This window comes from Parabacteroides sp., assembly GCF_977054455.1.
Map to the genome: position 1 here is coordinate 39,186 of NZ_CDRTCT010000005.1, position 24,729 is coordinate 63,914.

General features: G+C 45.1%; 16 protein-coding genes. 7 read left to right on the forward strand and 9 right to left on the reverse strand.

Annotated features, from left to right (window positions below):
- Window positions 1-777: 777 nt before the first annotated feature.
- From nadA to ACW6QF_RS03460, 3 genes are read left to right on the forward strand one after another with little or no spacing between them, the layout of a single operon-like run.
- Window positions 778-1,764 carry a quinolinate synthase NadA gene (gene nadA / locus ACW6QF_RS03450; RefSeq protein ID WP_456086836.1) on the forward strand — a complete coding sequence of 329 codons (987 nt, stop codon included), beginning with the start codon at window positions 778-780 and terminating at the stop codon, window positions 1,762-1,764.
- Between the two features lie 24 nt (window positions 1,765-1,788).
- Window positions 1,789-3,240: an MBOAT family O-acyltransferase gene (locus ACW6QF_RS03455; protein ID WP_456086837.1), complete on the forward strand. Its 1,452-nt coding sequence runs from the start codon at window positions 1,789-1,791 to the stop codon at window positions 3,238-3,240.
- Between the two features lie 6 nt (window positions 3,241-3,246).
- Window positions 3,247-4,230, forward strand: coding sequence for a hypothetical protein (locus ACW6QF_RS03460; protein WP_456086838.1), 984 nt, complete (start codon window positions 3,247-3,249; stop codon window positions 4,228-4,230).
- 17 nt (window positions 4,231-4,247) lie between these two features.
- On the opposite strand, the gene ACW6QF_RS03465 is transcribed toward ACW6QF_RS03460, so the two are convergent.
- The 7 genes from ACW6QF_RS03465 to ACW6QF_RS03495 all read right to left on the reverse strand — a co-directional run bounded on the left by ACW6QF_RS03465 (window position 4,248) and on the right by ACW6QF_RS03495 (window position 15,105).
- Window positions 4,248-5,345, reverse strand: coding sequence for an acyltransferase family protein (locus ACW6QF_RS03465; protein WP_456086839.1), 1,098 nt, complete (start codon window positions 5,343-5,345; stop codon window positions 4,248-4,250).
- Window positions 5,346-5,349: 4 nt separating this feature from the next.
- Entirely contained in the window at window positions 5,350-7,665 is a 2,316-nt protein-coding gene (gene porZ / locus ACW6QF_RS03470; protein ID WP_456086840.1) for a type IX secretion system anionic LPS delivery protein PorZ, read from the reverse strand.
- Window positions 7,666-7,678: 13 nt separating this feature from the next.
- Window positions 7,679-8,260 (reverse strand): non-canonical purine NTP diphosphatase, encoded by a 582-nt coding sequence (locus ACW6QF_RS03475; protein WP_456086841.1) that lies wholly within the window; start codon window positions 8,258-8,260, stop codon window positions 7,679-7,681.
- An 84-nt stretch (window positions 8,261-8,344) separates the two neighbouring features.
- The gene (locus ACW6QF_RS03480; RefSeq protein WP_298553221.1) at window positions 8,345-9,223 is read right to left on the reverse strand and encodes a YitT family protein; all 879 of its coding nucleotides are present in this window, start codon (window positions 9,221-9,223) and stop codon (window positions 8,345-8,347) included.
- Window positions 9,224-9,233: 10 nt separating this feature from the next.
- Window positions 9,234-12,071 (reverse strand): leucine--tRNA ligase, encoded by a 2,838-nt coding sequence (gene leuS, locus ACW6QF_RS03485; RefSeq protein WP_456086842.1) that lies wholly within the window; start codon window positions 12,069-12,071, stop codon window positions 9,234-9,236.
- A 95-nt stretch (window positions 12,072-12,166) separates the two neighbouring features.
- Window positions 12,167-12,727: an ORF6N domain-containing protein gene (locus tag ACW6QF_RS03490; protein WP_298553223.1), complete on the reverse strand. Its 561-nt coding sequence runs from the start codon at window positions 12,725-12,727 to the stop codon at window positions 12,167-12,169.
- Between the two features lie 926 nt (window positions 12,728-13,653).
- The gene (locus ACW6QF_RS03495) at window positions 13,654-15,105 is read right to left on the reverse strand and encodes an arylsulfatase (protein ID WP_456086843.1); all 1,452 of its coding nucleotides are present in this window, start codon (window positions 15,103-15,105) and stop codon (window positions 13,654-13,656) included.
- A gap of 86 nt (window positions 15,106-15,191) precedes the next feature.
- Between ACW6QF_RS03495 and ACW6QF_RS03500 the strand changes: the two genes are divergently transcribed.
- From ACW6QF_RS03500 to ACW6QF_RS03515, 4 genes are all read left to right on the forward strand, one after another.
- Window positions 15,192-16,667: a right-handed parallel beta-helix repeat-containing protein gene (locus ACW6QF_RS03500; protein WP_456086844.1), complete on the forward strand. Its 1,476-nt coding sequence runs from the start codon at window positions 15,192-15,194 to the stop codon at window positions 16,665-16,667.
- 45 nt (window positions 16,668-16,712) lie between these two features.
- Entirely contained in the window at window positions 16,713-19,352 is a 2,640-nt protein-coding gene (gene mutS, locus ACW6QF_RS03505) for a DNA mismatch repair protein MutS (RefSeq protein ID WP_456086845.1), read from the forward strand.
- Between the two features lie 266 nt (window positions 19,353-19,618).
- A complete protein-coding gene (locus ACW6QF_RS03510; protein WP_456086846.1) occupies window positions 19,619-20,047 on the forward strand; it encodes a hypothetical protein in 429 nt (142 codons plus the stop codon).
- 11 nt (window positions 20,048-20,058) lie between these two features.
- Window positions 20,059-20,319 carry a hypothetical protein gene (locus ACW6QF_RS03515; protein WP_456086847.1) on the forward strand — a complete coding sequence of 87 codons (261 nt, stop codon included), beginning with the start codon at window positions 20,059-20,061 and terminating at the stop codon, window positions 20,317-20,319.
- Window positions 20,320-20,482: 163 nt separating this feature from the next.
- Here the strand turns inward: ACW6QF_RS03515 and ACW6QF_RS03520 are convergent, their stop codons facing one another.
- Together ACW6QF_RS03520 and ACW6QF_RS03525 are read right to left on the reverse strand one after the other, a co-directional pair.
- The gene (locus ACW6QF_RS03520) at window positions 20,483-21,913 is read right to left on the reverse strand and encodes an arabinose isomerase (RefSeq protein ID WP_456086848.1); all 1,431 of its coding nucleotides are present in this window, start codon (window positions 21,911-21,913) and stop codon (window positions 20,483-20,485) included.
- 11 nt (window positions 21,914-21,924) lie between these two features.
- Window positions 21,925-24,720: a family 78 glycoside hydrolase catalytic domain gene (locus tag ACW6QF_RS03525; protein ID WP_456086849.1), complete on the reverse strand. Its 2,796-nt coding sequence runs from the start codon at window positions 24,718-24,720 to the stop codon at window positions 21,925-21,927.
- Window positions 24,721-24,729: the final 9 nt, after the last annotated feature.

Sequence of the window (24,729 nt, forward strand, 5' to 3'; positions counted from 1 at the left end):
TTGCCCGCAAAAGTAGTGAATTAATGTGGATATGCCGTTGAAAAGCTATTGATAAGTGGTGGACACAAAATGAAAAATAGTTCTTGCATTATTCGATTTGTTCGCTATACATCCTCTTGTTTTTATTATGCAATAAAAGTAACGGATTATTTACTACGCCCTTTCAACAGCGGTTATGCACGTATCAACAGCCCTCAACCGCTATAAACTTTTACACACAAGGAGTTTTCAACCGGAAACTAATAAAGTCCGTAAAGCAAAGGATACCAATATATAAAACGATAAATAGGATGTTGGTATCTACTTAATAAGTCGTTTACAGCGTTTAACAACGAACCGGACAAGTATTGTAGCATAATTGTATTAACTGTTTCAACAGGCTATTATAATTATCATATTTAGATTTAAAATAAAGAATAAATAAGATTATGATAATATGATTGTGGATAACTTTGAAAGGAAGGGATAGAGAAAACCGGCGGCAAGCCTTTTGGGAAAGATGTAAGTATTTTGGTGGAAACCTGCCGGGAGTCTTTGGTATTTGTCTGGCTGATTTCTTACATTCTCTCCTGCCTGTTTATTTGTTTTATATATGTTTCCTATGGGAAAATCAATAAAGTTTTTACCTTTGCACATTATCAACTCATAGTTGATAATAGGAGTAAAATAAAGATTATCAGTTATAAAGAATGATGATAACTTTGTTGATAGGCTGTAAATAACGGTTTATGCTCATGAGTGATTATTGAATTTTACAATCATTTAATACAGGTAACTATGTTGACAAACCAATCGATCGGATATATGGACGCACCCATTCCAAAGGGTTTGGACTTGAAGGAAGAGATAAACAGGATGCGTAAAGAAAAGAACGCCGTTATCCTTGCTCATTATTATCAGACGGGTGATATTCAAGATATAGCAGATTTTGTGGGAGACAGTTTGGCATTGGCGCAACAGGCAGCCAAGACGACGGCCGATATCATCGTTTTCTGTGGTGTCCATTTTATGGGTGAAACGGCGAAGGTGTTGTGCCCGGACAAGAAAGTGTTGGTACCGGATTTGAATGCCGGCTGCTCGTTGGCAGATAGCTGTCCGGCTGTCGATTTTGCTGAATTTGTAAAACAGCATCCCGGTCATGTGGTGATTTCGTATGTAAATACGACAGCTGCTGTAAAGGCCGTGACAGACGTGGTAGTGACTTCTACCAATGCCCGCCAGATCGTTGAAAGTTTCCCGGAAGACACGAAGATCATTTTCGGTCCGGACCGGAACTTAGGAAATTATATTAATGGCATTACCGGACGCAAGATGTTGCTTTGGGATGGCGCCTGCCATGTGCATGAACAGTTTTCACTCGAAAAGATAGTGGAATTGAAAAAGCAGTATCCGGATGCCGAAGTCATTACTCATCCGGAGTGCAAACAGCCCGTTATACAGGTCTCAGACTTCGTAGGATCGACTGCCGCTCTGTTGAAGCATACTGTCAAGTCGGATAAGAAACAATTCATTGTAGCGACGGAAAGCGGCGTTATTCACGAAATGCGCAAGCAAAGTCCCGATAAGGAATTTATTCCGGCTCCTCCCAACGACAGCACATGTGCTTGCAATGAATGCAATTTCATGCGCCTGAACACGATGGAAAAACTGTATAACTGTTTGAAATACGAACTCCCTGAAATCTTTGTCGACGAACAAGTACAGGAAAAAGCGATCCGCCCGATCAAAAGGATGCTGGAGATATCGGAGAGGTTGGGGTTGTAAACGGGTTAAAAAACATGGGACAGTATGTTGTTTAACTCCTTTGAGTTTTTAGTATATCTTCCGCTGGTATTTCTCTCTTATTGGTTTGTGTTTGGTAGGAGTGTCCGGTTGCAGAATTTGTTTGTCGTATTTGCCAGTTATTTGTTTTACGGATGGTGGGACGTACGTTTTCTTTCATTGATAGCATGTACTTCTTTTTTCAGTTGGTTGAGCGGTATCGGGATACAGGGAATAAGGGATAAATATCAGGGAGATGAAAAAGTTGTGCGTCTTGGGTGCAGATGGGTTGTGGCCGGTAACTTGTTATTGAATTTGTCCATTCTGTTTTTCTTCAAGTACTATGATTTTTTCATTGATAGCTTCATCAGGCTTTTTTCTGCATTCGGGATAACATTGCATGCAAGTACTTTATATGTTATCTTGCCTGTCGGTATTAGCTTTTATACATTCCAGGCGTTAAGTTATACTATAGATGTATATAGGGGAAAGTTGCAGCCGACGAAAGATATTGTCGCCTTTTTCGCCTATGTCAGTTTTTTTCCTCAATTGGTGGCGGGCCCTATTGAAAGAGCCACTCATTTGTTGGTTCAGTTTTATAAGCCGCGTGTTTTCGTTTATGATACTGCTGTGGATGGCGTTCGGCAGATGTTGTGGGGATTTTTTAAGAAGGTGGTGATCGCCGATAATTGCGCAGTGGCAGTCAATGATATTTTTGACAATTATACCGATTACTCTGCGAGTACGCTATGGATGGGAGCGGTCTTGTTCGCTTTCCAAATATATGGTGATTTTTCCGGATATTCGGATATTGCGATCGGAACGGCCAAATTGTTCGGGATTCATTTGTACAGGAATTTCAATTATCCTTATTTCTCCTCCAACATAATCGATTTCTGGCGCAGGTGGCATATTTCTTTGAATACTTGGTTTGTGGACTATGTCTATATTCCGTTAGGAGGAAGCTGGCGAGGCGTTCCGAAATATATTCGGAACGTTTTGATCGTATTTCTTTTAAGCGGATTATGGCATGGGGCTGATTGGATGTTCGTTACATGGGGCGTCTACCATGGCCTGTTGGTCGTTTGCTTATTTTTGGCAAAAAAATACGACAGGTATTGGCCGCAATTCAGTTCCATGTTATCCGTGCCTGTCACATTTGTTTTTGTCGTTGTAGGATGGATTTTCTTCAGGTCGGAAACATTGTCCATGGCTGTGGATTACATTTTAAGGTTATGTTCGCCTTCTTTGTTGTGGGTTCCGAAAATAATGGGCATCGATAATGTGTATGCGTTGATTTCTTTGTGTTTTATTATTGTTATGCTGATCGTGGAATGGTGGAACAGGGACAAGGCTTTCGGATTGGACATAAGCGCAGTCGGAAACAAATGCGTGCGGTATGGCTTGTATGGCATGATCTTGTTCTCCATTTACTTTTTCGGTAATAATGCTTCAAGTTTCATTTATTTTCAATTTTGATGGTTTATGAGGTCAACAAACAGGCAAAAAGCAAGTATAGGATTCTTTTTTTCGTTCGTGTTCATTTTGTTGATGTTGTTTAATTGGTGTACACCTTCCATATACAGGGCTTTCCCGAATGATTATGCGAGGACACGTTTGATACTGAATACGTTGGACAATACTTCCCATGTGCCGGAAGTTGTCGTTTTTGGAAACAGTAGAGGCATGAGCGGCATAAACGGGTATCAATTGGAGGAAAAACTGGAAGGCAATCCGGTTGTTTACAGCTTTACTTCGACCGGGCAAACGCTGAGCGAAAGCATTCTTTATTATACCTCTTTGCCTTCATCGGTGAAAAGAGTCATACAATGTGTGGACATTGATCGGTTGGCTGACCCGATAAATGATATGGATCTCCCTAACCGAGTTGCTTTGCATATGTATGGGTACGAGATGGACGAGGCGACTCGTGCCTTCCTGCCCGGCTTGCATGAAAGGATGGACTATCCGGATGCCTGTTATAATTATGAGGCGCGTAATTGTTTGTTTATGGGACTGGCTTCTTGGATACGCGATTTGCTGGACGATGATGTGGTGACCGGGATGTTGGAAACCGAATTGCGTTATCCTAACTCGAGCATGTCCGACCGGAACGAAACCCTTTATCGTCACAGCGTGGAGGAGCAGAATCGGACGAATAGGCTGGATTCATTCCATATCAGGGAGGAATGGGTCGATTTGATAATGAAGGCACACGCGTTATTGAAGGACAAAGGCATCGACTATTGTTTGGTCGTGATGCCTTATAATCCGGATGTTACATCCATGTCCAATTCGGACAAGAAACGCGCCTTGCGACTTTTCAAGGAAAAATATTATTTTGTGCCGGTTATCGATTGTATGGAACAGCTGGACGCTTCCGATTTTTACGATGCCATCCATCCTAATAGGAAAGGGGCTGAAAAGATTACTAACTTTATATTGGCATCCATTATGGAGTCGCGGTAGTGGAGACAGTGTGTCGGTTATCCTTGTATAAAATCTTTGGCATATTGGGTTTTATTACTTCTATTGTTTCCGAATTTTGGTCGGTAGAGGCAGGGTTTTTCGATATACTTCCATGACAACATGCCGAAGCAGGTGCAGATGACGGTTGTCAGCGCCAATGTCAGGGACAGGCTATATTCGTGCAGTCCGAAGTGGATGAATGTTTGGATGACAGGGAAATGCGACAGGAATATCCCATAGGAGAAATTTCCCATCCGGTTGAATACGTGTAGCCATTTGAATCCATAGGCTACCGATAAAATGACGGAAGCCAGCGCGATGGGTTCGAATATGCTCAGCAGCGGTATATCTCGGCAGGCAAACAGCAGGATGCCTGCCGGAAGCAGGTATTTCATATATTTCCTGAACAGCGGGAAGTAGATTAGTAGGATGATACCTGAGCAGAAATACATCATCTGTCCGGGAAATTGGCGTTTCAGAAATTCATATATAGGTTCGTGTGTCGTGTCGGCCAAATGGTTGCAGGTCGTATGATAGGCAAAGGAGAGGAGATAGATGAGCCACAGACATATCAGCTTGTTATATTTCCTCAGTAACCAGTAAATGAGAGGGACTGTCATATATAGCATCAGTTCAACTTTGATCGTCCAGAGGGAACCGTTCATGGCGTGCATTGTGTTGTCCTCAAAGACGCCCGGAAGATCTGGGCAAAGAAAATTCAAAGTAAGCAAATTGGTAAATAAATAAGTATAAGATTGGGAAGATGTAAGAAATTCACGATGCGGCAATACAGTCAGACAAAATCCCAATATCAGGCACAGTAAGATCACTAAAGAATAGGCTGGCATAATGCGTTGCACACGTTTACGAAAGAAAATATAGGTATCAGATGAACGTAAAAAACTGAACATGACCAAGAATCCGCTGATGATGAAAAATCCTTTCACACGGAATCCTCCGCTAACGATCCAAAACGGATTAGTATCTGTCAACGTGCTGAAGTGGTTGAACATGACCGAATAGGCTAAGAAGAAGCGGATGAAGTCAAAGTTGTTGGCCTCTTTTACTTGAATTATCAGATTGGTATCGAGCAATGTATTTTTTATTGAACTCATTTTTTTATTTAATGATGGCAATCTTGGTTACCACACTTTCTTTTGAATCTTCGGTAGCCGAAAGTACCAGATAGATACCTGAAGCCACTCGTGCACCTTTATTGTTATTGCAATTCCATGTAGCTTGTCCGCCTGACGATTGGGTTTGATAGATTAGATTTCCATTCAAATCTGTTATTTTTACGATGGAATTGTCCATTAAACCGGTAATCGTTACTTTGTTTCTATGTTCCGGACGGACAGGATTAGGATAGGCGTAAACATTCGAATAGTCGCTTTTCCCTTCCGTTGCTTCTCCTTTATAGGAGACCAGGCCTTTATCCGTACCGATGAAGACTTCACCTGTTTCACCATTTATGTCGATCGAATAGACGAGGTCGGATAGGAGAGGGCTGTTGGAAGTATTGAAGTGATGGACGACTTCCTGATTGTCATTGTTTAGAACGTAAACGCCATTGTTTTCTGTTCCGATCCATTTCTGGTTCCCGGCATCCACTTTGATGGTTGATATGACTACGTTGTCAAGAAAATAATACGGGCTTCCATCTTCATTTATCAGTTTTACGCGTGTGCAACGCATCGACGAGGCGTTTTCGGATGAAGCCTGTTTGGGGTTGGTGAAATAGATAGCTCCTTTGTTGGTACCTACCCAGATATACCCGTCTTTATCTTCTGCCATGCAATGAAAGTTGCTGGGAGAGAAATCCTTGCCATCCGTATCGATGAAACTTTTGAAAGTATAAGAGGTCACCTCGTCAAGCGAATTACCATTGGCTATGACTGTCAGACAAGACTGGTTGGTAGGGCGCGGTATGTTTATCCATTTATCGTTATTTGAAGTAATAAGTATGTCATTTACGGTGTATTTGTTGTTTAAAGATTCGACCGAGATGCCATGCCATTTTCCTTCTTTATCCAATATCTTAATAGCTTTGCTTACTTCCGAATTGGTCATCCACAAGTTACCGTCCTTATCGAGCGTAACCCCGTCCATATAGCAATAACGGGATGAATAGCCACCGGCGTTCTCGATAGGGCTGTTCTTTTGGTCATATAAGGCGACGGGTTCTCTGTTTTTGTATTGGACGATGCCATCTCCGTATGATGATGCGTATATGATTTCGTTCTCTGATTCATCAAAGTCAACCACTATACCTGTATAATCGCGAGGCCACACTTTCAGTTCTTTTTGGACAATCGAAGGGTCGAGATAGGTCCATTTGTCGTAATCGTATACCATGACCATTCCCCATTTGTTCAATCGATATCCATTGAGGTTTTTACCGCCCGGTATGACATAAACTTTGCCTTTCTTGCAGATTATGTTGTAAGCGCTGTTCATGTACGGGCCGTTCAACGTGATCGGTTCGCTTGTCGCTTCAAACTGATTGGCTCCTGTTCTTTTGATAGAGCGCAAACCTTTGTTTCCTTCGGCTATCCAATATTTGTCGGTTTGATAAGTGCTGATATCCTTAATGGGCAGGTTGTTGATTTGATCGAAAGCCTTTGTGTCTGTAAACAGGTAAATTTGTGAAGCAGCTATGCAAGCCAGTTTATCACTGGTAACTTTAATATTATTCATTGAATTATTGCTTACCAGAGGAACTGTCGTACCGTTAGATTCGTAATAGACTCCTTTATTCTTTGTCAAATAAAACAACTGATTCTTGAATAATACGATTTTATCAACAGAATTGTCAGATGAAAATCCCGGGATTGTATAAGTTTTCCAGTTTGATGTATCCAAAAGATTATCTTTTAAAGAAGCATAGAGAATGCGGGACGATTCTGTTGTGGAAGCATATATATGATCGTTCAGAATAGCACAGGATGTGATATTTATGGATAAATTATAGGTATCGGTTATTTCTTTTTTTTCCATATTGATGACTACTATACCTGATTTAATGGATAAATAAGCATATTCGTTATGGATCATGACGGAATTGACTTCTTTATTTCTTATTGATGTAGTAGTGGACAGATAAGGAATATTCTTTATCGAACCTTCTTGCAAGATGTCAATGTTACAGTTTTTGTAAACAATCAGCAGAGACTTGGTTGATTGGTTATAAGAAATAAATTGTATTTCGGTGTCATTTAATCCGTTTCCTTTGTAATATTGTTTAATGCTATTATCTTCTTTTCCATACGTGTACAAAGCTCCTTCCGCTACAACGAATACCTGATCGGCTGATTCTTCTACATAGTCGGTGTTGTTGTAGGAGAGATACGTTTTCCATCCGAGTGTGTTGTCGTCGGCTGCTAAGACAGGAAATGATAGTATGAAAAGCAAGATAATAGTCAATATATTTCTCATATTAATCCTGATGTTAGAGTGTGTAATTTGATAAAAAGGCAGTTAGCTTTTTAACTGCTTCGGCACGATGACTGATCTGATTCTTGATGTCGTTACCCATTTCGGCAAATGTTTGCGAATAGGTGTCGGGAACAAATATAGGATCGTATCCAAAACCGCTTCCTCCTCGTTTTTCCTCGATGATAGTGCCGTTTACAATTCCTTCGAACAGATACTCTTTTTCATCTAAAATAAGAGCTATGACCGTGCGGAAGCGGGCTTTCCGGTTTTCTTTGCCTTCCATTTCGTGAAGAAGTTTGTTCATGTTGGCTTCGGAATCGTGTCCGGGACCAGCATAACGAGCCGAGTATACTCCTGGAGCATTGCCGAGGGCTTCTACTTCCAAACCGGTGTCGTCAGCGAAGCAATCATAGCCAAAATTATCTTTTATGTAACGAGCTTTTTGAAGGGCATTGCCTTCCAGTGTGTCTGCTGTTTCGGGTATATCATCATGACAATCGATATCCGAAAGACTTACTATTTCTGTATATCCGGCAACTATTTTCCGGACTTCATCCAGCTTATGCTGGTTATTTGTTGCAAATACAAGTTTCATGTTTGTTGAGTATGAATAAAAAAGCACTTCTATACGATGTGTATATAACGTACGGAAGTGCTTTAAATTGTTTGGATGATTGTTTTAAGTTTTTATCTGGTCAAACCCTTCCCCATATACCCCTCTGACGATACTTTGGGAGATGAAGGCTTGGTGGTCGATTTGTTTTACTAGGCGGAAGATGGAGACGGATTCTGATTTTTTTGCCAGCAATACAACGACTTTGACCGGTTTGCGGGAATATCCGCCTACACCGTCGAGGATGGTGCAACCGCGATCCAGGTCATGGATGATCCGTTCGGCTATTTCGTCGTATTTCTGGGAAAAGATCAGGAACTGGACGGATTGACGGTTTCCGTTCAGGACGACGTCGATTATATAATTGCTTACAAACATTTCAACGAACCCGAAAACGATCTTTTCGACATCATGGAACAGAAAGAATGAAGAGCCGATGATGATAAAATCGCAGAACAGCAAGGCTCGCCCGATCGATATATTCTTGTATTTGTTTACAATAGCCCCAACGATATCCGTTCCTCCCGTACTTCCGTTTGCCGAGAAGACAAGTCCGAGGCCGGACCCGCAGAGGAATGCACCGATGATGATGGACATAAACGGTTGATCGTGTAAAAGTGGCTGCCCTTTCAGAAGCCATTCGAAAAATGACAAGGAAGCCGACAAAGAGAATACTCCGAAAATCGTTTTTATCAGGAATTTGAATCCTAAAATTTTCAGTGCCGCTAACAGCAATACGATGTTTATGACAAAGTAAGAGACTGAAACGGGGATTAATTCATTACTGGCAAAAAAGATCAAGGCACAAATACCACTGACTCCACCGGTGATAATTTCATTCGACAGAATGAAAGCGTTGAAGCCGAAGCCGTACAAGAGGGTACCCAACAGGATCATCAGGTAATCTTGTACAGCAAAATAGACTTTGTTGTTTATAAGCTTCATATAAATAGATTTAGATTACGATGTTTACAATCTTTCCGGGAACAACGATAATCTTTTTCGGAGTCTTACCTTCCATCCACTTAGCCGAATTTTCATGGGCAAGAGCGGCTTTCTCTATCTCTTCGCGAGGCATATCGGCCGGAAGTTCCATACTGAAACGGGCTTTCCCGTTGAAGGAGATAGCGTAAGTAAGCGAGTTTTCTTTCAAGTATTCTTCGTTGTAGACAGGCCATTCGGCATCACATACGGTCGTGTCGTGACCGCAAGTGTGCCATAATTCTTCAGCAATATGAGGAGCGAACGGGGCAAGCAGAACGATTAACTGTTCCAGGATCGTCCGCTTGTTGCATTTCAAGCTGCTCAATTCGTTTACACAGATCATAAAGGCGCTGATGGAAGTGTTGTACGAGAAATGTTCGATGTCGTATGTCACTTTCTTGATCAGTTTATGCAGTGATTTTAGTTCGTCGGCTGTCGGTTCCGCATCCGTGATCTGCAACGTATCTGTATTACCGAAGAACAATCCCCATAGCTTTTTCAGGAAACGGTGTACGCCGTCGATGCCGTTCGTGTCCCACGGTTTGGACTGTTCCAACGGACCTAAGAACATTTCATACAAACGGAGGGTATCAGCGCCATATTTCTCGACAATCATATCCGGATTGACCACGTTGAACATGGATTTCGACATCTTTTCAACTGCCCATCCGCAGATGTATTTGCCATCTTCCAATACGAATTCCGCATCGTTATATTCCGGACGCCAGTTTTTAAAGGCTTCGATATCCAGTAGGTCGTTTGATACGATATTTACATCTACGTGGATAGGAGTGACCTCGTATTTATCTTTCAGGTTCAGGGATACGAACTTGTTTGTTCCGTTGATACGATATACGAAGTTGGAACGTCCTTGGATCATACCCTGGTTGATCAGTTTCTTGAACGGTTCCTCTTCGCAAACAACACCCAGGTCGCACAGGAATTTATTCCAGAAACGACTGTAGATAAGGTGTCCGGTAGCATGTTCGGTTCCTCCGATATACAGGTCTACGTTGCGCCAGTATTCATCTACGTCCTTCGCAACCAAAGCTTGGTCGTTGTGCGGGTCCATGTAACGCAGGTAATAGGCGGATGAACCGGCGAATCCCGGCATCGTGCAAAGTTCCAGCGGGAAGATAGTCTTGTTGTCTATTTGGGAGACTTCCGTGACTTCCTGTTTTACGGTGTCCCATGCCCATTTTACAGCGTGTCCTAAAGGCGGTTCACCTGTTTCGGTCGGCAGGAATTTGTCTACTTCGGGCAATTCTAACGGCAATTTGTCTACGGGCAACATCTGAGGCATACCATCTGCATCGTAATAGACAGGGAACGGTTCGCCCCAATAACGCTGGCGGCTGAAAATAGCGTCGCGCAAGCGGTAGTTCACCTTTACGCGTCCTAATTTATGTTCTGCCACGTATTTCTTAGTGGCGGCGATTGCTTCTTTTACGGTCAGTCCGTTCAACGACAGGTCGCAATAAGGCGCTACGTCCGGTCTCGGTGAGTTGCAGACGATTCCTTCTTTCGCATCGAAACTTTCTTCGCTTACGTCGCAACCTTCGATCAGCGGGACAATCGGCAAGTTGAAATGTTTGGCAAATGCATAGTCGCGACTGTCGTGTGCCGGAACGGCCATTATGGCACCGGTCCCGTAGCCGGCCAATACATAGTCGCTGATCCAGACGGGGACGGCGTCACCCGTGAACGGATTGATTGCGTATGAACCGCTGAATACACCGGTAACGGAACGATCGGCGATACGTTCGCGCTCCGTACGTTTTTTAGTGCGGTCCAGATAAGCGTCGACTTCCTGCTTCTGTTCCGGAGTCGTCAATTGTGCGACCAGTTCGCTTTCAGGAGCCAAAACCATGAAAGTAACACCGAACATGGTGTCGGCACGGGTTGTAAAGATGGTAAATTCGAGGTCGCTGTCTTTTACTTTGAACTGGATTTCGGCACCTTCGCTGCGGCCGATCCAGTTACGCTGTGTTTCTTTCAGCGAGTCTGTCCAGTCGATCGTGTCCAGTCCGTCCAGAAGGCGTTGTGCATAGGCGGATACGCGCAGGCACCACTGGCGCATGATCTTTTGTTCCACCGGATAGCCGCCACGTTCGGAAACGCCGTTCACCACTTCGTCGTTGGCCAGTACGGTTCCCAGTGCGGCACACCAGTTTACCATCGTTTCGCCCCGATAAGCGATCCGGTAGTTCAGCAGGATTTCCTGTTTTTCTTTTTCGCTTTTGGCTTTCCATTCGTCGGCCGTGAAATGCAATTCTTCGCTGCAAGCGACATTCAAGCCTTCCGTTCCGGACTGTTCGAAAGCGGCAACCAGTTCGCTGATAGGACGTGCCTGCTTTTTGTCGTTGCAGTAATAGCTGTTGAACATCTGGATGAATGCCCATTGCGTCCATTTATAATATTCGGGATCGCAAGTACGGATCTCGCGGCTCCAGTCGTAGCTGAAACCTATTTTGTCCATCTGTTCCCGATAACGGGCGATGTTTTTCTTTGTCGTTACTTCAGGATGCTGTCCGGTTTGGATGGCATATTGTTCTGCCGGTAGTCCGTAGGCATCGTAGCCCATCGGATGCAAAACATTGAAGCCTTGCAGGCGTTTGTAACGGGAATAAATATCAGAAGCGATGTAACCGAGCGGGTGGCCTACATGTAGTCCTGCTCCTGACGGATAAGGGAACATGTCCAAAACGTAATACTTTGGTTTGTCGGCATTTTTTTCGACTTTATAAACCTTATTGGCAATCCAGTATTCGTGCCACTTTTTCTCAATTTCTCTGAAATTGTACTCCATGATCGTTTATCGTTTATTTTATCGTTTTCTATTTAAAGCCACAAAGTTAGTGAATTTTGTAATACATAAAGAGTTGAAGCGGCAAATTGAAAGATTTAGTCTTTTACATACCCGATTTTGTTTCTGGGTTTATTCTCTTTTTCCTTGTTCCGGTTAGCCAATTCGGCCAATGCCAAATATATATCATCAAAGTGTTGTTCATAACTTTCATGATCTTTAGACAGGCTTTCCATATCTTCCCGAAGGTAACGAAGCTGGAGTTTGAGTTCGGCCAGTTCTTTGGCTGTCTGGTTGCTTTCAAGTATGTATTGTCTTGTTTTTACGAAAGCCCGCATGATGTTTATATTAACTTGTATGGCTACGGGGGAACGAAGGACGCTTGACAGCATGGCTATGCCCTCCTGTGTGAAAGCGGATGGTGTGATATAAGTATGTTTTATTGTTTTTGGTAACTGGTCGCAATTTGCGACCAGTTCGCTCCATTCTTTTTCTGAAAGGATAAACATGAAATCACTTGGAAATCGTTCGCTATTACGCTTTACCTGCTCTTTCAAGCGTTTTGTTTCTACCTGGTACAACATTGCCAGGTCAAAATCCAGCATCACCTGTTGTCCCCTGATCTCGTAAATCTTGTTTTGAATGATTTGAAGTTCCATAGCTAAGTATTTTTATTGTTTTAATTTATCAAAGGAAAGGATAATAATCTGATAAAGCAAAAAGACAGGAAACTATTTTCTTGTGATAAGGAATATAGGTAATTATCAAAATCATATGAACTATATCAAAGAAAAAACAGGACCTTATCATATAAGTTTTCCCATTTCCTCTGTCACTGTATCACTGATTTCTTTTTACCAATTGATATTCAACTTGTTTGATTAGTGATATATGCCCGTTTTCTCTATCACTACAGTATCACTACCCTATCATCGGCAATTTGGAGGAAAAACAGGTATTGCGTTTATATGCAACTGTATATAAGCGCATTGCAAATAATATAAATGATAAACGCCCTATTCCATCTCTGCAAATCACTCGATGTATTTTATGTAAAAACGGCTATAAAATATGTGAAACCGGGTGGTTTTCATTGTCCGGCAAGGTACTTTAGTTGCCGGACATCCCCCTGTTGCCCTCTTTTACACCCGGATGTACCGGTTCTCTACACCCGGATGTAAAGGAGGGCAACATGGGGGTGTTTACAGCATTATGTGCTTGTTTCAGCTAAAAAATGAGATGGCTTTTGTAGAATGAAGAACCGTATTTCGCCAATTTAATACCTATTATATTCGTTTTTACATTTGTTTATTCGATTATTTTACATGTTTTTTCAAAAGTAACAGAAGGCAATATGCTGGTTCCCAATCATATGATAAAAACATCATGTCTCAGGAGTGATAGAGGCAGTGATACAGGAAAATATCCTGTATCACTGATATAACGATTGAATATCAATAGCTACACTTTTGTAGTGATAGAGTGATAGAAGATTTGCAGAAAACTTCGTATGTAGATCACAACCTTGGAAAATTTTGATGCGGTTGTCCTGGATTTTGACATCCTTTTCTATAAATTTTCCCTATTATTTCGCCTTTTCCTCTTTCAATAGCGGCCAGTTCGGATCCGGTCTGTGTTCACGGACCATGATATCTTTCAGTTCCGCTACTTTTTCAGGATACAGGTCCAATATATTGTGCCGTTCCGACGGGTCGGAAGCCAAGTTATACAGTTCATAATAGGGCTTGTCACCCCGGATATTCATGTGAACCAATTTCCACGGTCCTTTGCGTACGGCCTGGCGGCCGTTCAGTTCCTGGAATTCGAAATACAGGAATTCATGTTCTTTCTGTCCTTTCCGGTTTTCCAGGAGGGGGAGCATGCTGACGCCGTCCATTTCCTTCTGCTTGGCTTTCGGATGGATGATTTCTTCGAAGGTCGGTAATACATCCCAGAAAGAGCACATAAAATCGGTTTCCGTACTCGGTTGGACATGTCCCGGCCAGGAAATGATCATCGGGACGCGGATGCCGCCTTCGTACAGATCCCGTTTGTATCCGCGATAAATCCCGTTGCTGTTGAAGAAGTCGGGATCGGCGCCCCCTTCCATATGCGGGCCGTTGTCGCTTGCAAAGATGATGATGGTGTTATCATATAAGCCTTTGTCTTTTAACTTCTGGATGATCTGACCGACATAGACGTCCAGGCGGTAGACCATAGCGGCGAAAGTGGCATGCGGATGGAACTGCGTGCAGTAACCTCCCTTGCGGAAGGCAGAGCTGCCCGGTTCGACTCCTTTGTAAGGTTTTTCCGGATACATGCCACGGAATTTTCGGATGATGCTGTCTTCCGGCACGATCAGTTCCGCATGCGGGATAATGGTCGGATACCACATGAAGAACGGTTCGTCCGGATTCATATTGTCCAGATAGTCCAATGCTTTTCCGTGAATAAGATCTTGCGAGTAGGTACCTTCTCCGTACTGTACATTCAGGTTGTTGTCTTCGAGTTCCACCCGTTTGTCGTTGTCCCAGAGGTGGTCGGGATAATAGCTGTGTGCCAGCAACTGGCAATTATATCCGTAGAAAGTGTCGCAACCCTGATTTTTAGGATCCCCGGTCGTACCGATATAGCCCAGTCCCCATTTGCCGAAAGCGGATGTCTTATATCCCGCATCTTTCATAACTTCGAAGATGGTACGGGCATCGGCGGGAAGCGGAAACTGCCCCTCCGGATCGAGTTCGAGGTTACCGCGGACAGGCGTATGCCCGCTGTGCGTGCCTGTCAGCAGGCAGGAGCGGGAAGGGGCGCTGACGGTGGTCCCCGAATAGCACTGCGTAAAACGCATTCCGCTTTGTGCCAGCTTATCGATATTGGGTGTCTCGAACTTTTCCTGTCCGTAACAACTTAGATCGCCATAACCCAGATCGTCCGCAAGGATAAAAACGACATTCGGTTTCTTGTCCTTATTCTTCTCCGCGTGGATGAAAGGAGCTGCCAGCAAAAGGCCGGTCGAAATTAGAATTGCTTGTTTCATGATAGATGTTTTTTGTTAGAATGCTTACAAAGTTATATTTTTTATAAAGAATAATTATCTTTGAGCATAAAATATAAGTGAATATCATGAAAAAAATAACCTGTTTACTCTCCGCTTGCCTGCTTCTGTTGGTATTGGCAAGCTGTTCGGAATTTTCGACTACTTATTATTTGGATGCTGCGAATGGCGATGATAATCAGAGCGGACTTTCCGAATCGAATGCCTGGAAAAGCCTTTCCAAACTTCGGGACGTGAAACTGAATCCGGGTGACAGGGTGCTTCTGAAAAGAGGGAATACTTTTCAGGGTGAACTCGAAATATCGGGACAAGGAACCTCTGATAACCGGATTTATATTGAGGCATACGGTGAGGGAGATAAGCCCTGTATTGTCGGCAACGATACTTCCCTGTATGCCGTCCGTATCCTCAATTCGGATTATCTGACACTGCGGAATGTGGAGATAGTCAATACCGGGAAGGAAAGGAAACCGCACCGCACGGGGCTGAAGATCGAGTGCCGGAACTATGGAGTATCCAAGAACATCGTCATAGACGGTGTGGATATACGGGATGTGAATGGTTCGTTGGTCAAGGAAGAAGGAGGCGGTAGCGGCATCCTGATCGTGAATGGAGGGAAAGATGTCATATCCGTCTTCGACAGCCTGACAATAGAGAATTGCCGGATCCGGCGTTGTGCCCGTAACGCGATGATCTGGTCGGGATATAGCAGCCGGGAGAACTGGCATCCGAGCAAACATACGGTTATCCGTAAAAACCTGATAGAGGAGGTACCGGGCGACGGTATCGTTCCGATCGGTTGCGACAGCACGTTGATCGAGTATAACGTGATGCGCAATTGTCCGGCCACCCTTCCCGATACGGAGGCCGCCGCCGGTATCTGGCCGTGGAGCTGCGACAATACGATTATCCAGTTCAATGAGGTGAGCGACCATAAGGCTCCCTGGGATGCACAAGGTTTCGATTCGGACTGGAATTGCCGGAACACGCTTATCCAGTATAATTATAGTCACGATAATGATGGCGGGATGGTGCTGATCTGTAACTCCGGCGAAGCTCCGGCTTCTTTCAATGCCGGGAACGTGGGGACCGTTGTGCAATACAATATCAGTGTTAACGATGGCCGCCGGACCCGTCCGACACGTGTCGGCATGTTTTCTCCGTTGATCCATCTGGCCGGGCCGGTAAAGAATACGACTATCTGCCGTAATATTATCCATAGGGGAATGAAATACATAGAAGAGATGGACTGCAGCATGATGACTTTCGACTCTTGGGGCGGCTATCCGGACAGCACGTTTGTACATGAGAATATTTTTCAATCATTTGAAAAAAGCACGTTCAATTTTACAAAGTCAACCAACAATGTGTTTGTGTACAACTATTACGTAGGCAGGTTCACGCAGAAACCGGACGATAGATTGCCCCAATCTTTTCCCGATGGATATAGTATCCCTGAAATGCTGGAAATGGTCGAGATTGCCGGCACGTATGGCAGGTTTGTGAAATCAACAGCTATCCGTAAATTTTTTGAACAAAGATGAAAAGTCGTACCTTTGTACGGTTGAACAGATAAAAAGAAAAGAACAGTGGCAAAGATAGTGGAAACACCCTTGATGAAGCAGTATTTCGATATAAAGGCGAAACATCCTGATGCAATCCTGCTATTCCGTGTAGGCGACTTTTACGAAATGTATGGCGAAGATGCTGTGACAGGAGCTGAAATCTTAGGTATCGTACAGACGAAAAAAGCGAACGGGCCGGGGCAAACGGTCGAGATGGCCGGTTTCCCCCACCATGCGTTGGACAGCTATCTGCCTAAACTGGTGCGTGCCGGCAAGCGCGTAGCCATCTGCGACCAGCTGGAAGATCCGAAGCTCACGAAGAAATTAGTGAAGCGAGGCATCACCGAACTGGTGACTCCGGGTGTCTCTATCAACGACAATATCCTCAACCATAAAGAAAACAACTTCCTTGCCGCCCTCCATTTCGGTAAGGATGTCTGTGGAATCGCATTCCTCGATATCTCTACCGGCGAGTTCCTGACAGCCGAAGGAACCGTTGATTATGTGGATAAACTGCTGAATAACTTTTCCCCGAAAGAGGTATTGGTCGAACGGGGCAGCCGTAAACGTTTTGAAGAGGCTTTCGGTCCCCGGTTCTTTATTTTCGAACTGGACGACTGGGTGTTCACTTCGGAAGCGGCCAACGACCGCCTGTTGAAACATTTCGAAACGAAGAACCTGAAAGGCTTCGGTGTCCAGCACTTGAAATTAGGAATCGTAGCTTCGGGGGCCATCCTGTATTATCTGGATCAGACGCAGCACACCCATATTTCTCATATCACCTCTCTTTCCCGTATCGAAGAAGACCGTTATGTGCGCCTCGACAAGTTTACGGTGCGCAGTTTAGAGTTGGTCAGCACGATGAACGAGGAGGGGACGAGCTTGCTGGATGTACTGGACAAGACCGTATCCCCGATGGGATCGCGTATGCTGCGCCGTTGGATCTTGTTCCCGTTGAAGGATGTGAAACCGATCCACGAGCGTCAGGACGTAGTGGAATATTTCTTCCGCCATCCCGAAGTGAAGGAACTGTTGGAAGAAAAATTAGAACAGATCGGCGACCTGGAACGTATCATTTCCAAAGTAGCGGTCGGCCGCGTCTCTCCCCGCGAAGTGGTGCAGTTGAAAGTCGCCCTTCGCGCCATCGAGCCGATCAAGGAGGCTTGCACGGCAAGCGATGAACCGAGTCTTTGCCGTATCGGCGAACAGTTGAATGCCTGTGCCTTGATCCGCGACCGGATAGAAAAGGAGATCAATAACGATCCGCCTTCCTTGTTGAACCGGGGCGGCGTGATTGCGACAGGCGTGAACGCCGAGCTGGACGAACTGCGTGCAATCGCTTATTCGGGCAAAGATTATCTCTTGAAGGTGCAAGCACGGGAAATAGAGCTGACGGGCATATCGAGCCTTAAAATCGGTTTCAACAACGTCTTCGGATATTATATCGAGGTGCGTAACGCCTACAAGGACAAAGTTCCTGCCGAATGGATACGCAAACAGACCTTGGTGAATGCCGAACGTTATATTACCGAAGAACTGAAAGAATACGAAGAAAAGATATTGGGGGCGGAAGAGAAGATACTTTCGCTGGAAGCTCGTCTTTTCAACGAACTGGTACTTTGCCTTTCCGAATATATCCCGCCCATCCAGGTGAATGCAAACCTGATCGGTCGTCTGGACTGCCTGCTCTCGTTTGCCAAGGTGGCTGAAAGCAACCGCTATATCCGTCCGGATGTGAATGATTCGCAGGTGATCGATATTAAGGCAGGCCGCCACCCGGTGATCGAAAAGCAGTTGCCTATCGGCGAGCCTTATATTGCCAACGATGTCTATCTCGACGATGAAAAGCAGCAGATCATCATTATCACCGGACCGAACATGGCCGGCAAGTCCGCTTTGCTTCGCCAGACGGCCTTGATCACGCTGATGTCCCAGATCGGTTGTTTCGTCCCTGCCGAATGCGCCCATATCGGGATTGTCGACAAGATATTTACGCGTGTGGGAGCCTCGGATAACATTTCGGTTGGAGAATCCACTTTCATGGTGGAGATGAACGAGGCTTCGGATATCCTCAACAACATGTCTTCCCGCAGTCTTGTCCTGTTTGACGAATTGGGACGCGGGACAAGCACATACGACGGTATTTCCATTGCCTGGGCGATTGTCGAATATATCCACGAACATCCCAATGCCCGTGCGAAGACCTTGTTTGCCACCCATTACCACGAGCTGAACGAGATGGAGGCTTCTTTCAAACGCATCAAGAACTACAATGTCTCGGTGAAGGAGGTCAATAACAAAGTGATCTTCTTGCGCAAGCTGATCCCCGGAGGCAGTGAGCACAGTTTCGGTATCCATGTGGCCAAGATGGCCGGCATGCCGAAAAGCATCGTAAAGCGTTCCAATGAGATCCTCAAACAGTTGGAAACGGAAAACCGCCAGGAGGGGATCGCCACGGAAAAACGCAAAGGCAGCGTCAAAAGCAAGCCTGTAAAAGGAATCGCTTCATCGGCAGACGGCTACCAGCTCAGCTTCTTCCAATTGGACGACCCGGTACTCAGCCAGGTGCGGGATGAGATCAAGAATCTGGATGTCAACAACCTGACGCCGCTGGAAGCTCTGAATAAGCTGAGCGAGATACGGAGGATCATTACCGGGAAATAAACCGATACATTTTTTCCCCTGATGCAACGAATCCGAATTCTATTGCATCCTTTATTTTAAAGGGTGCTATTGTATTTTGTAATAATATTATCCCTATATTTGTTGCAATCAGTAATAAATCAAAAACGCAGGTTTAAAGAAAGGAATGACTGCCTGCCGGGAATGTTTGCTACAGTGTCAACGAACCTTGTGTTAACCTGGGTTCGTCTTCTCATCAAAAGAATGTATGGATTTTAGGATGTTGACTTTAAAACAAATCAGAAAGTATGAATGTACAAAAGAAAATAAGAATGAGGCGATGGCTGTGGCCGTTGCTGCTTTTTGTGTCTATGTTTTTTGCCGGAGGGTGTGACTCAAATGAAGATTTTGAAACTTTCGGCGGATATGAAACACTTAAACTGTCGGAATGGGATGACGAGTGGAATCAATACTTCGAAGGAGAGTGGAAAGAATATGTAGCTTTTAAAAATCAGAAAGGCTGGATTAAAAAGTGTTTTACTGGAAAATTAGGAATTGCGACCACAAAAGAGGAAGAATATGCAAACTTTTTTCCTGAAAACATCTCCCAAGATCAATTGGAGGAAGATTTGGAAATTATTTTTTCAGGTGAAGTTCGTGCTCCTTTCTCATCCATATATCCACTACCGCTTTTCCTTAAGAATATACAAGTTCACAAAAATATAATAATCGAATAAATGAAAATATCATGAAATATTTAATATCTATAGTTGCTCTTTTCTGTATAAATACATTCACTTTCTCTCAAATAAGAATTGATATTGGAGAAGTGTATGGTGCAGCATTAGAAAAAACGGTGAATACAACAATGCAAAAAATTTATCGCATCAATGTTCAAACATTGTTGGATGCACGAGGTTTGGAAAATAATCAGATGGAGGTAAAAATGTCTTTTTTCAATAAAGATTATGACGTTGTGCTGATGGAAAATACAATATTGGAAAAATGATATAATTGACACGTCAGGTAGTTATTCTTGCGGTACTCCTGAATTAGAACAAGAAATGTCAGAATCAGCGATTATGCCAATTAAAGTCAGGAGAGGGTGTCTCTCTGCTGTAGGGGATAACGTCTCCTCTACATTAGAGAGGCTCTCTCTTTTTTCTTGTCTTTTAACAAACCTGGATAACAGGTATGTCTAACAGGAAAGCTATCTTCTTTAGCTTGTCCGCAACATGTCCGATACCGATTGCACAGTGGTGTGAAGGCCCCGCCTTACTCCATCGGTTCATAAAGGTGCGGGCTCCGCAACTGAACCTGTAGCGGCTGTTCGTGTTTCCTATGTGCAGGGTGGGTCCGTCGGTCGATTCTCCCTCTGCGACAAGTAAAAATACGCCATCATTATTTTCACATACGGAAAGAAAAGTGACAGGTCCCTGCTTGACGCGCATCTGAATGGACAATCCTTTGCCCGGTTTACCGTGATATACGGGTAGCGGTACGAGGCTGACCTTTCCCTCGGCAATGGCGAAGTGGGCCGGCCCGTCATGTCCCCATAAAACAACATCGTCATTGAAGTCCATGGCATACGGTTCAGAGAATGAACCTCCGGCATCTAAAAGAGAAAGGAGCTTCATGGCTTGTACGTTCTTTACTTCGCATTCGCCTGCTACCGGGATGCCGCGTCCTGTAAGCAGGGTATTGCCGGCTATTACGGAAGTCACGATATTTTCATAATCGTTTCCTTTCCAACCTTCGTAGTAGTAGGCCATTGAACCGAGGTCGTGGGCTTCGGCCAGTTTATCGAGTGCGACAGAGGTGCGGGCAGCACGATCCAATTCGTATTCTTCACAATGCGGGTCGACTTCAAACTTCATGGAAAATTCCAGACGTTTTGCTGTTCGTTCGTCTTCCGTTACAGCATCCCGGTAAGCTTTGAGTTCGCACATTTCGATAAGCTCTATGTGAGTGCCGAAAGTGAAGGATTGCCGGGTAATGTCGGTGTAAACGTCCAGCATACCGCAATAATAGTGTCCGAGAATCCCCATCCGGTTGTTACGCATCCCTTGCACGGCCCTTGCCGCATCGATCCAGTTTTCGATTTCGTTCCATACGTATGGTTCTTCGAGGTAACCGGTCAGGATGTCGTATTTGATGCCGGCACGGTTGAATACGCAGGCAAATTCCGGAGTGGAACAGGCTTGGCAGTGAGCCAGCCATTCGCCGGTCATTTTCCCACGGTCGCCTAATCCGTTGATATAATTGTAATTTATGGCGGCTACGGGTTGTATGTTGAGCAGGATAACCGGAATCTTGATGCGCTGGGCGATCGGAAGGATCGTTGAGGAAAGGGCATAGGTCGAAATAAAGATGAAGAGGATTTCTATGTCTTCACTTTTTAAAACTTCTGCTGTCCGGGCTGCCTTTTCCGGGCTGTCTACCATTCCCCCGTCAATCACGGTTGCCTGTAAGCCGGACATACGTTCTTTTATCTTTCTTTGGTAATCCGCCAATCGGGAGAGAAGCCCTTCGAATTGATTCCAATAGGTGTTCAATCCGACTCCGATCAGTCCGACTTTAACTTCCTTTTTTGTTGTATTCATGGTATTCTTCATTATTTATTTTTCTTCACTTTGAAAGTATAAGTACCGGAACCTGTTGTTGCCACGACATACTGGTTTCCTTCTTGTTTGCAACTGATTCCGGGGACATCTTCCAATCGTACACCGCTTTCGGTTATTTGTTTCGTGTCGGCAGACGGGAGATAGACGGAGGCTTTGCTGTTTGCCGGTACTTCCACTCGGATGATAAATTCTTTATCGTTGTCTTTCCAGTCGGAAACAATCTGTCCGTAAGGCGATTCGTAGGAAACCTGTGCGTCGCGGACATCACCGACCGGTTCGGGTTTGATGACAATATGCTTAAACCCGAAGGAATCTTCTTTCTGACGGATGCCTCCTAAGCCGCTGAACAACCATTCCATCAGATGACCCAACATAAAATGATTGTTCGATACGAAGCCGTATGCCTGCCAGGATTCGGTGAGAGCGGTAGCTCCGTGTGCCAGTTGCCAACCGTATCCCGGTGTGTCGTACTTGCAGTTCATGTCGTAAATGACATCCGAAGCGCCACCGGCTTCAAGGGCACGCAAGACATAGCGGTAGCCGACGTCGCCTGCCGTCAGGGCGTTGTTGCGTCCGCGGATATCGGCTATCAGGTTATCGAATACCTGCTGCCTGTTTTCCGGAGTCGTCAGTCCCATGTAGAGTGCGACGGCGTTTGCCGCCTGGCTGTTGCGGTCGTAGGTACGGGTGGACGGGTTCCAGAAAGTCCGGTTGAAGGCTTGTTTGATCCGGGCCGCCAGTTCCTGGTACTTGCGTGCATCGTCCGGCTTCCCTAAAAGGTTTGCCATTTTCTCCATCAGGGTGACGTCGTAATAGTAGATAGCCGTTGCCGTTACGCCATTGGAGGTCAGTTGCGATTCTCCCGGACTTTTCGGACCGATGTCGAACCAGTCTCCCAAGCCGTAGGCGATAATATGGTTGTCGGCTTTCGAGGAAAGGTAGTCGATGTAGCGTTGCATATCCGGATAATAGGTTTCGATCGGGCGCGTATCGCCATACCATTGGTAAATGTACCAAGGGCTGATGACAAATGTGCTTCCCCATTCCGGCGTATCCTTGAAGCCTCCTTCGAATTCGACCAGTTCGGGAGCAATGGTCGGTATCATGCCGTTGGCTGCTTGTGTGGAGCGCATATCGTTGAATGTCTTTTCGTACAGGCGTGCCAGGTTGTAGCGGTATTGTACGGAGTATTGCATCAGGTGCGCTTCTTCCAGCCAACCCAACTTCTCACGATGCGGGCAGTCGGTCAGCACGCTTGCCATATTGCTGCGGATCGCCCAGTCGATCAGTTCGTATGTCTGATTGAACAACGGCTTGGAACAATGGAAACTGCCGACATCTTCGGCCGAATTGCAAGTATGAAGACCGGTGATTTCCGTTATTTCAGGTAGTCCGTCCGGATTGGGTTGTCCGGCGGGAACAGCACCTTCGACCTGCACGTAACGAAAACCGTAGTAGGTAAACTGGGGTTGCCAACTTTCAATACCTTTTCCTTTCGGTGTGTAACCGAACCAGAAAGGAGCGCCGGACGCGCTTTGGTTTACGGTACTGTCCGGATTCAGTAGTTCGGCCGGATAGAGCTTAACCGGGTGCGTGTCCTTTGAATGCAGGGAAAGCTGTATGATGCCGGAAAAGTTTTGTCCCAAATCGTACACCCATTGTCCTTTCCGGGTCTTGAAAAGACGGACGGTGGGGATTCGGTCACGTACGGTCAGCGGTGCGGAGCGTTGGGAGAGGAGCCGGGTTTTCCAGCCTGTGTCGAGGGCTTTGTTCCAGGTACGGTCGTCGAAACCGGGTTGCATCCATCCGGTCTGTTCTTTCGTGGCATCGTAATCTTCACCGCCGTAAATACTGCTGTAGGTAACGGGGCTTTCGGTTGTTTTCCAGTCTGTACCGGTTACGATGTCCTGCGTACTGCCGTCTGCATATTCGATTTGTATTTTCATCAAGAGGCGCGGAGCGCCATATGAAGCAAGCAGTTTGAAATAACGTTCCCTCGGGATATTGAAAAAGCCGTTTCCCAACATGACGCCTATTGCGTTTCCGCCTTGCTTTAGCTGTCCGGACAGATCGAAAGTGACATACAGCGCACATTTATCATATTTTGTCCATCCCGGATCGAGAAAGTTGTTACCCACCTTCTCTCCATTCAGGAACATATCGAAATGTCCGAGCCCGGAGACATAGGCGGTTGCTCGTTTCACCGGTTTTTGAACCGTAAATTCTTTTCGGAATTGGGGGAGGCGGTACATACCGATCTTTTTGCCTTTGAGTTCCCGGTCTACGTTGGCCAGTCCGTGCAGCCCTGTCGTGACGATTTCGTCTTTCCTGTCTTTTTCCAGTGCAATCCATTTGGCATTGCTCCAGTCTTTTTCCGAAAGAAGCCCCATGCCGAAGGTATGGGTACAGCTCCAGCGGGAAGGGCTGTCCTCCTTATCCCAACTCCTTACTTTCCAGTAGTAGGTCTGTCCTGCTTTCAATTCTTTTCCTTTGAAAGGAACAAGGATCGAGGCGGAAGAAAGCGTTTTTCCGCTGTCCCAGATATTTCCATTGCCGGCCTGTAGTTTTTCCGGAGAATCGGCCACTAATATCTGCCAGGCCGATTGTTCGAAGTTCCGTTGTTGTGCCTGTATCTGCCAGCTGAAACAAGGTTGTCCTGTTTCGATTCCTAACGGGTTTTCTTCCTGTTCGCATCGCAGGTTATAAACGGAATGTGTGTCCGCTGCCTGTAGAAAGAAAGGAAAAACCATACATAAGATACAAATGTTTAAAAGTCTATTTTTCATGCTGCCGTC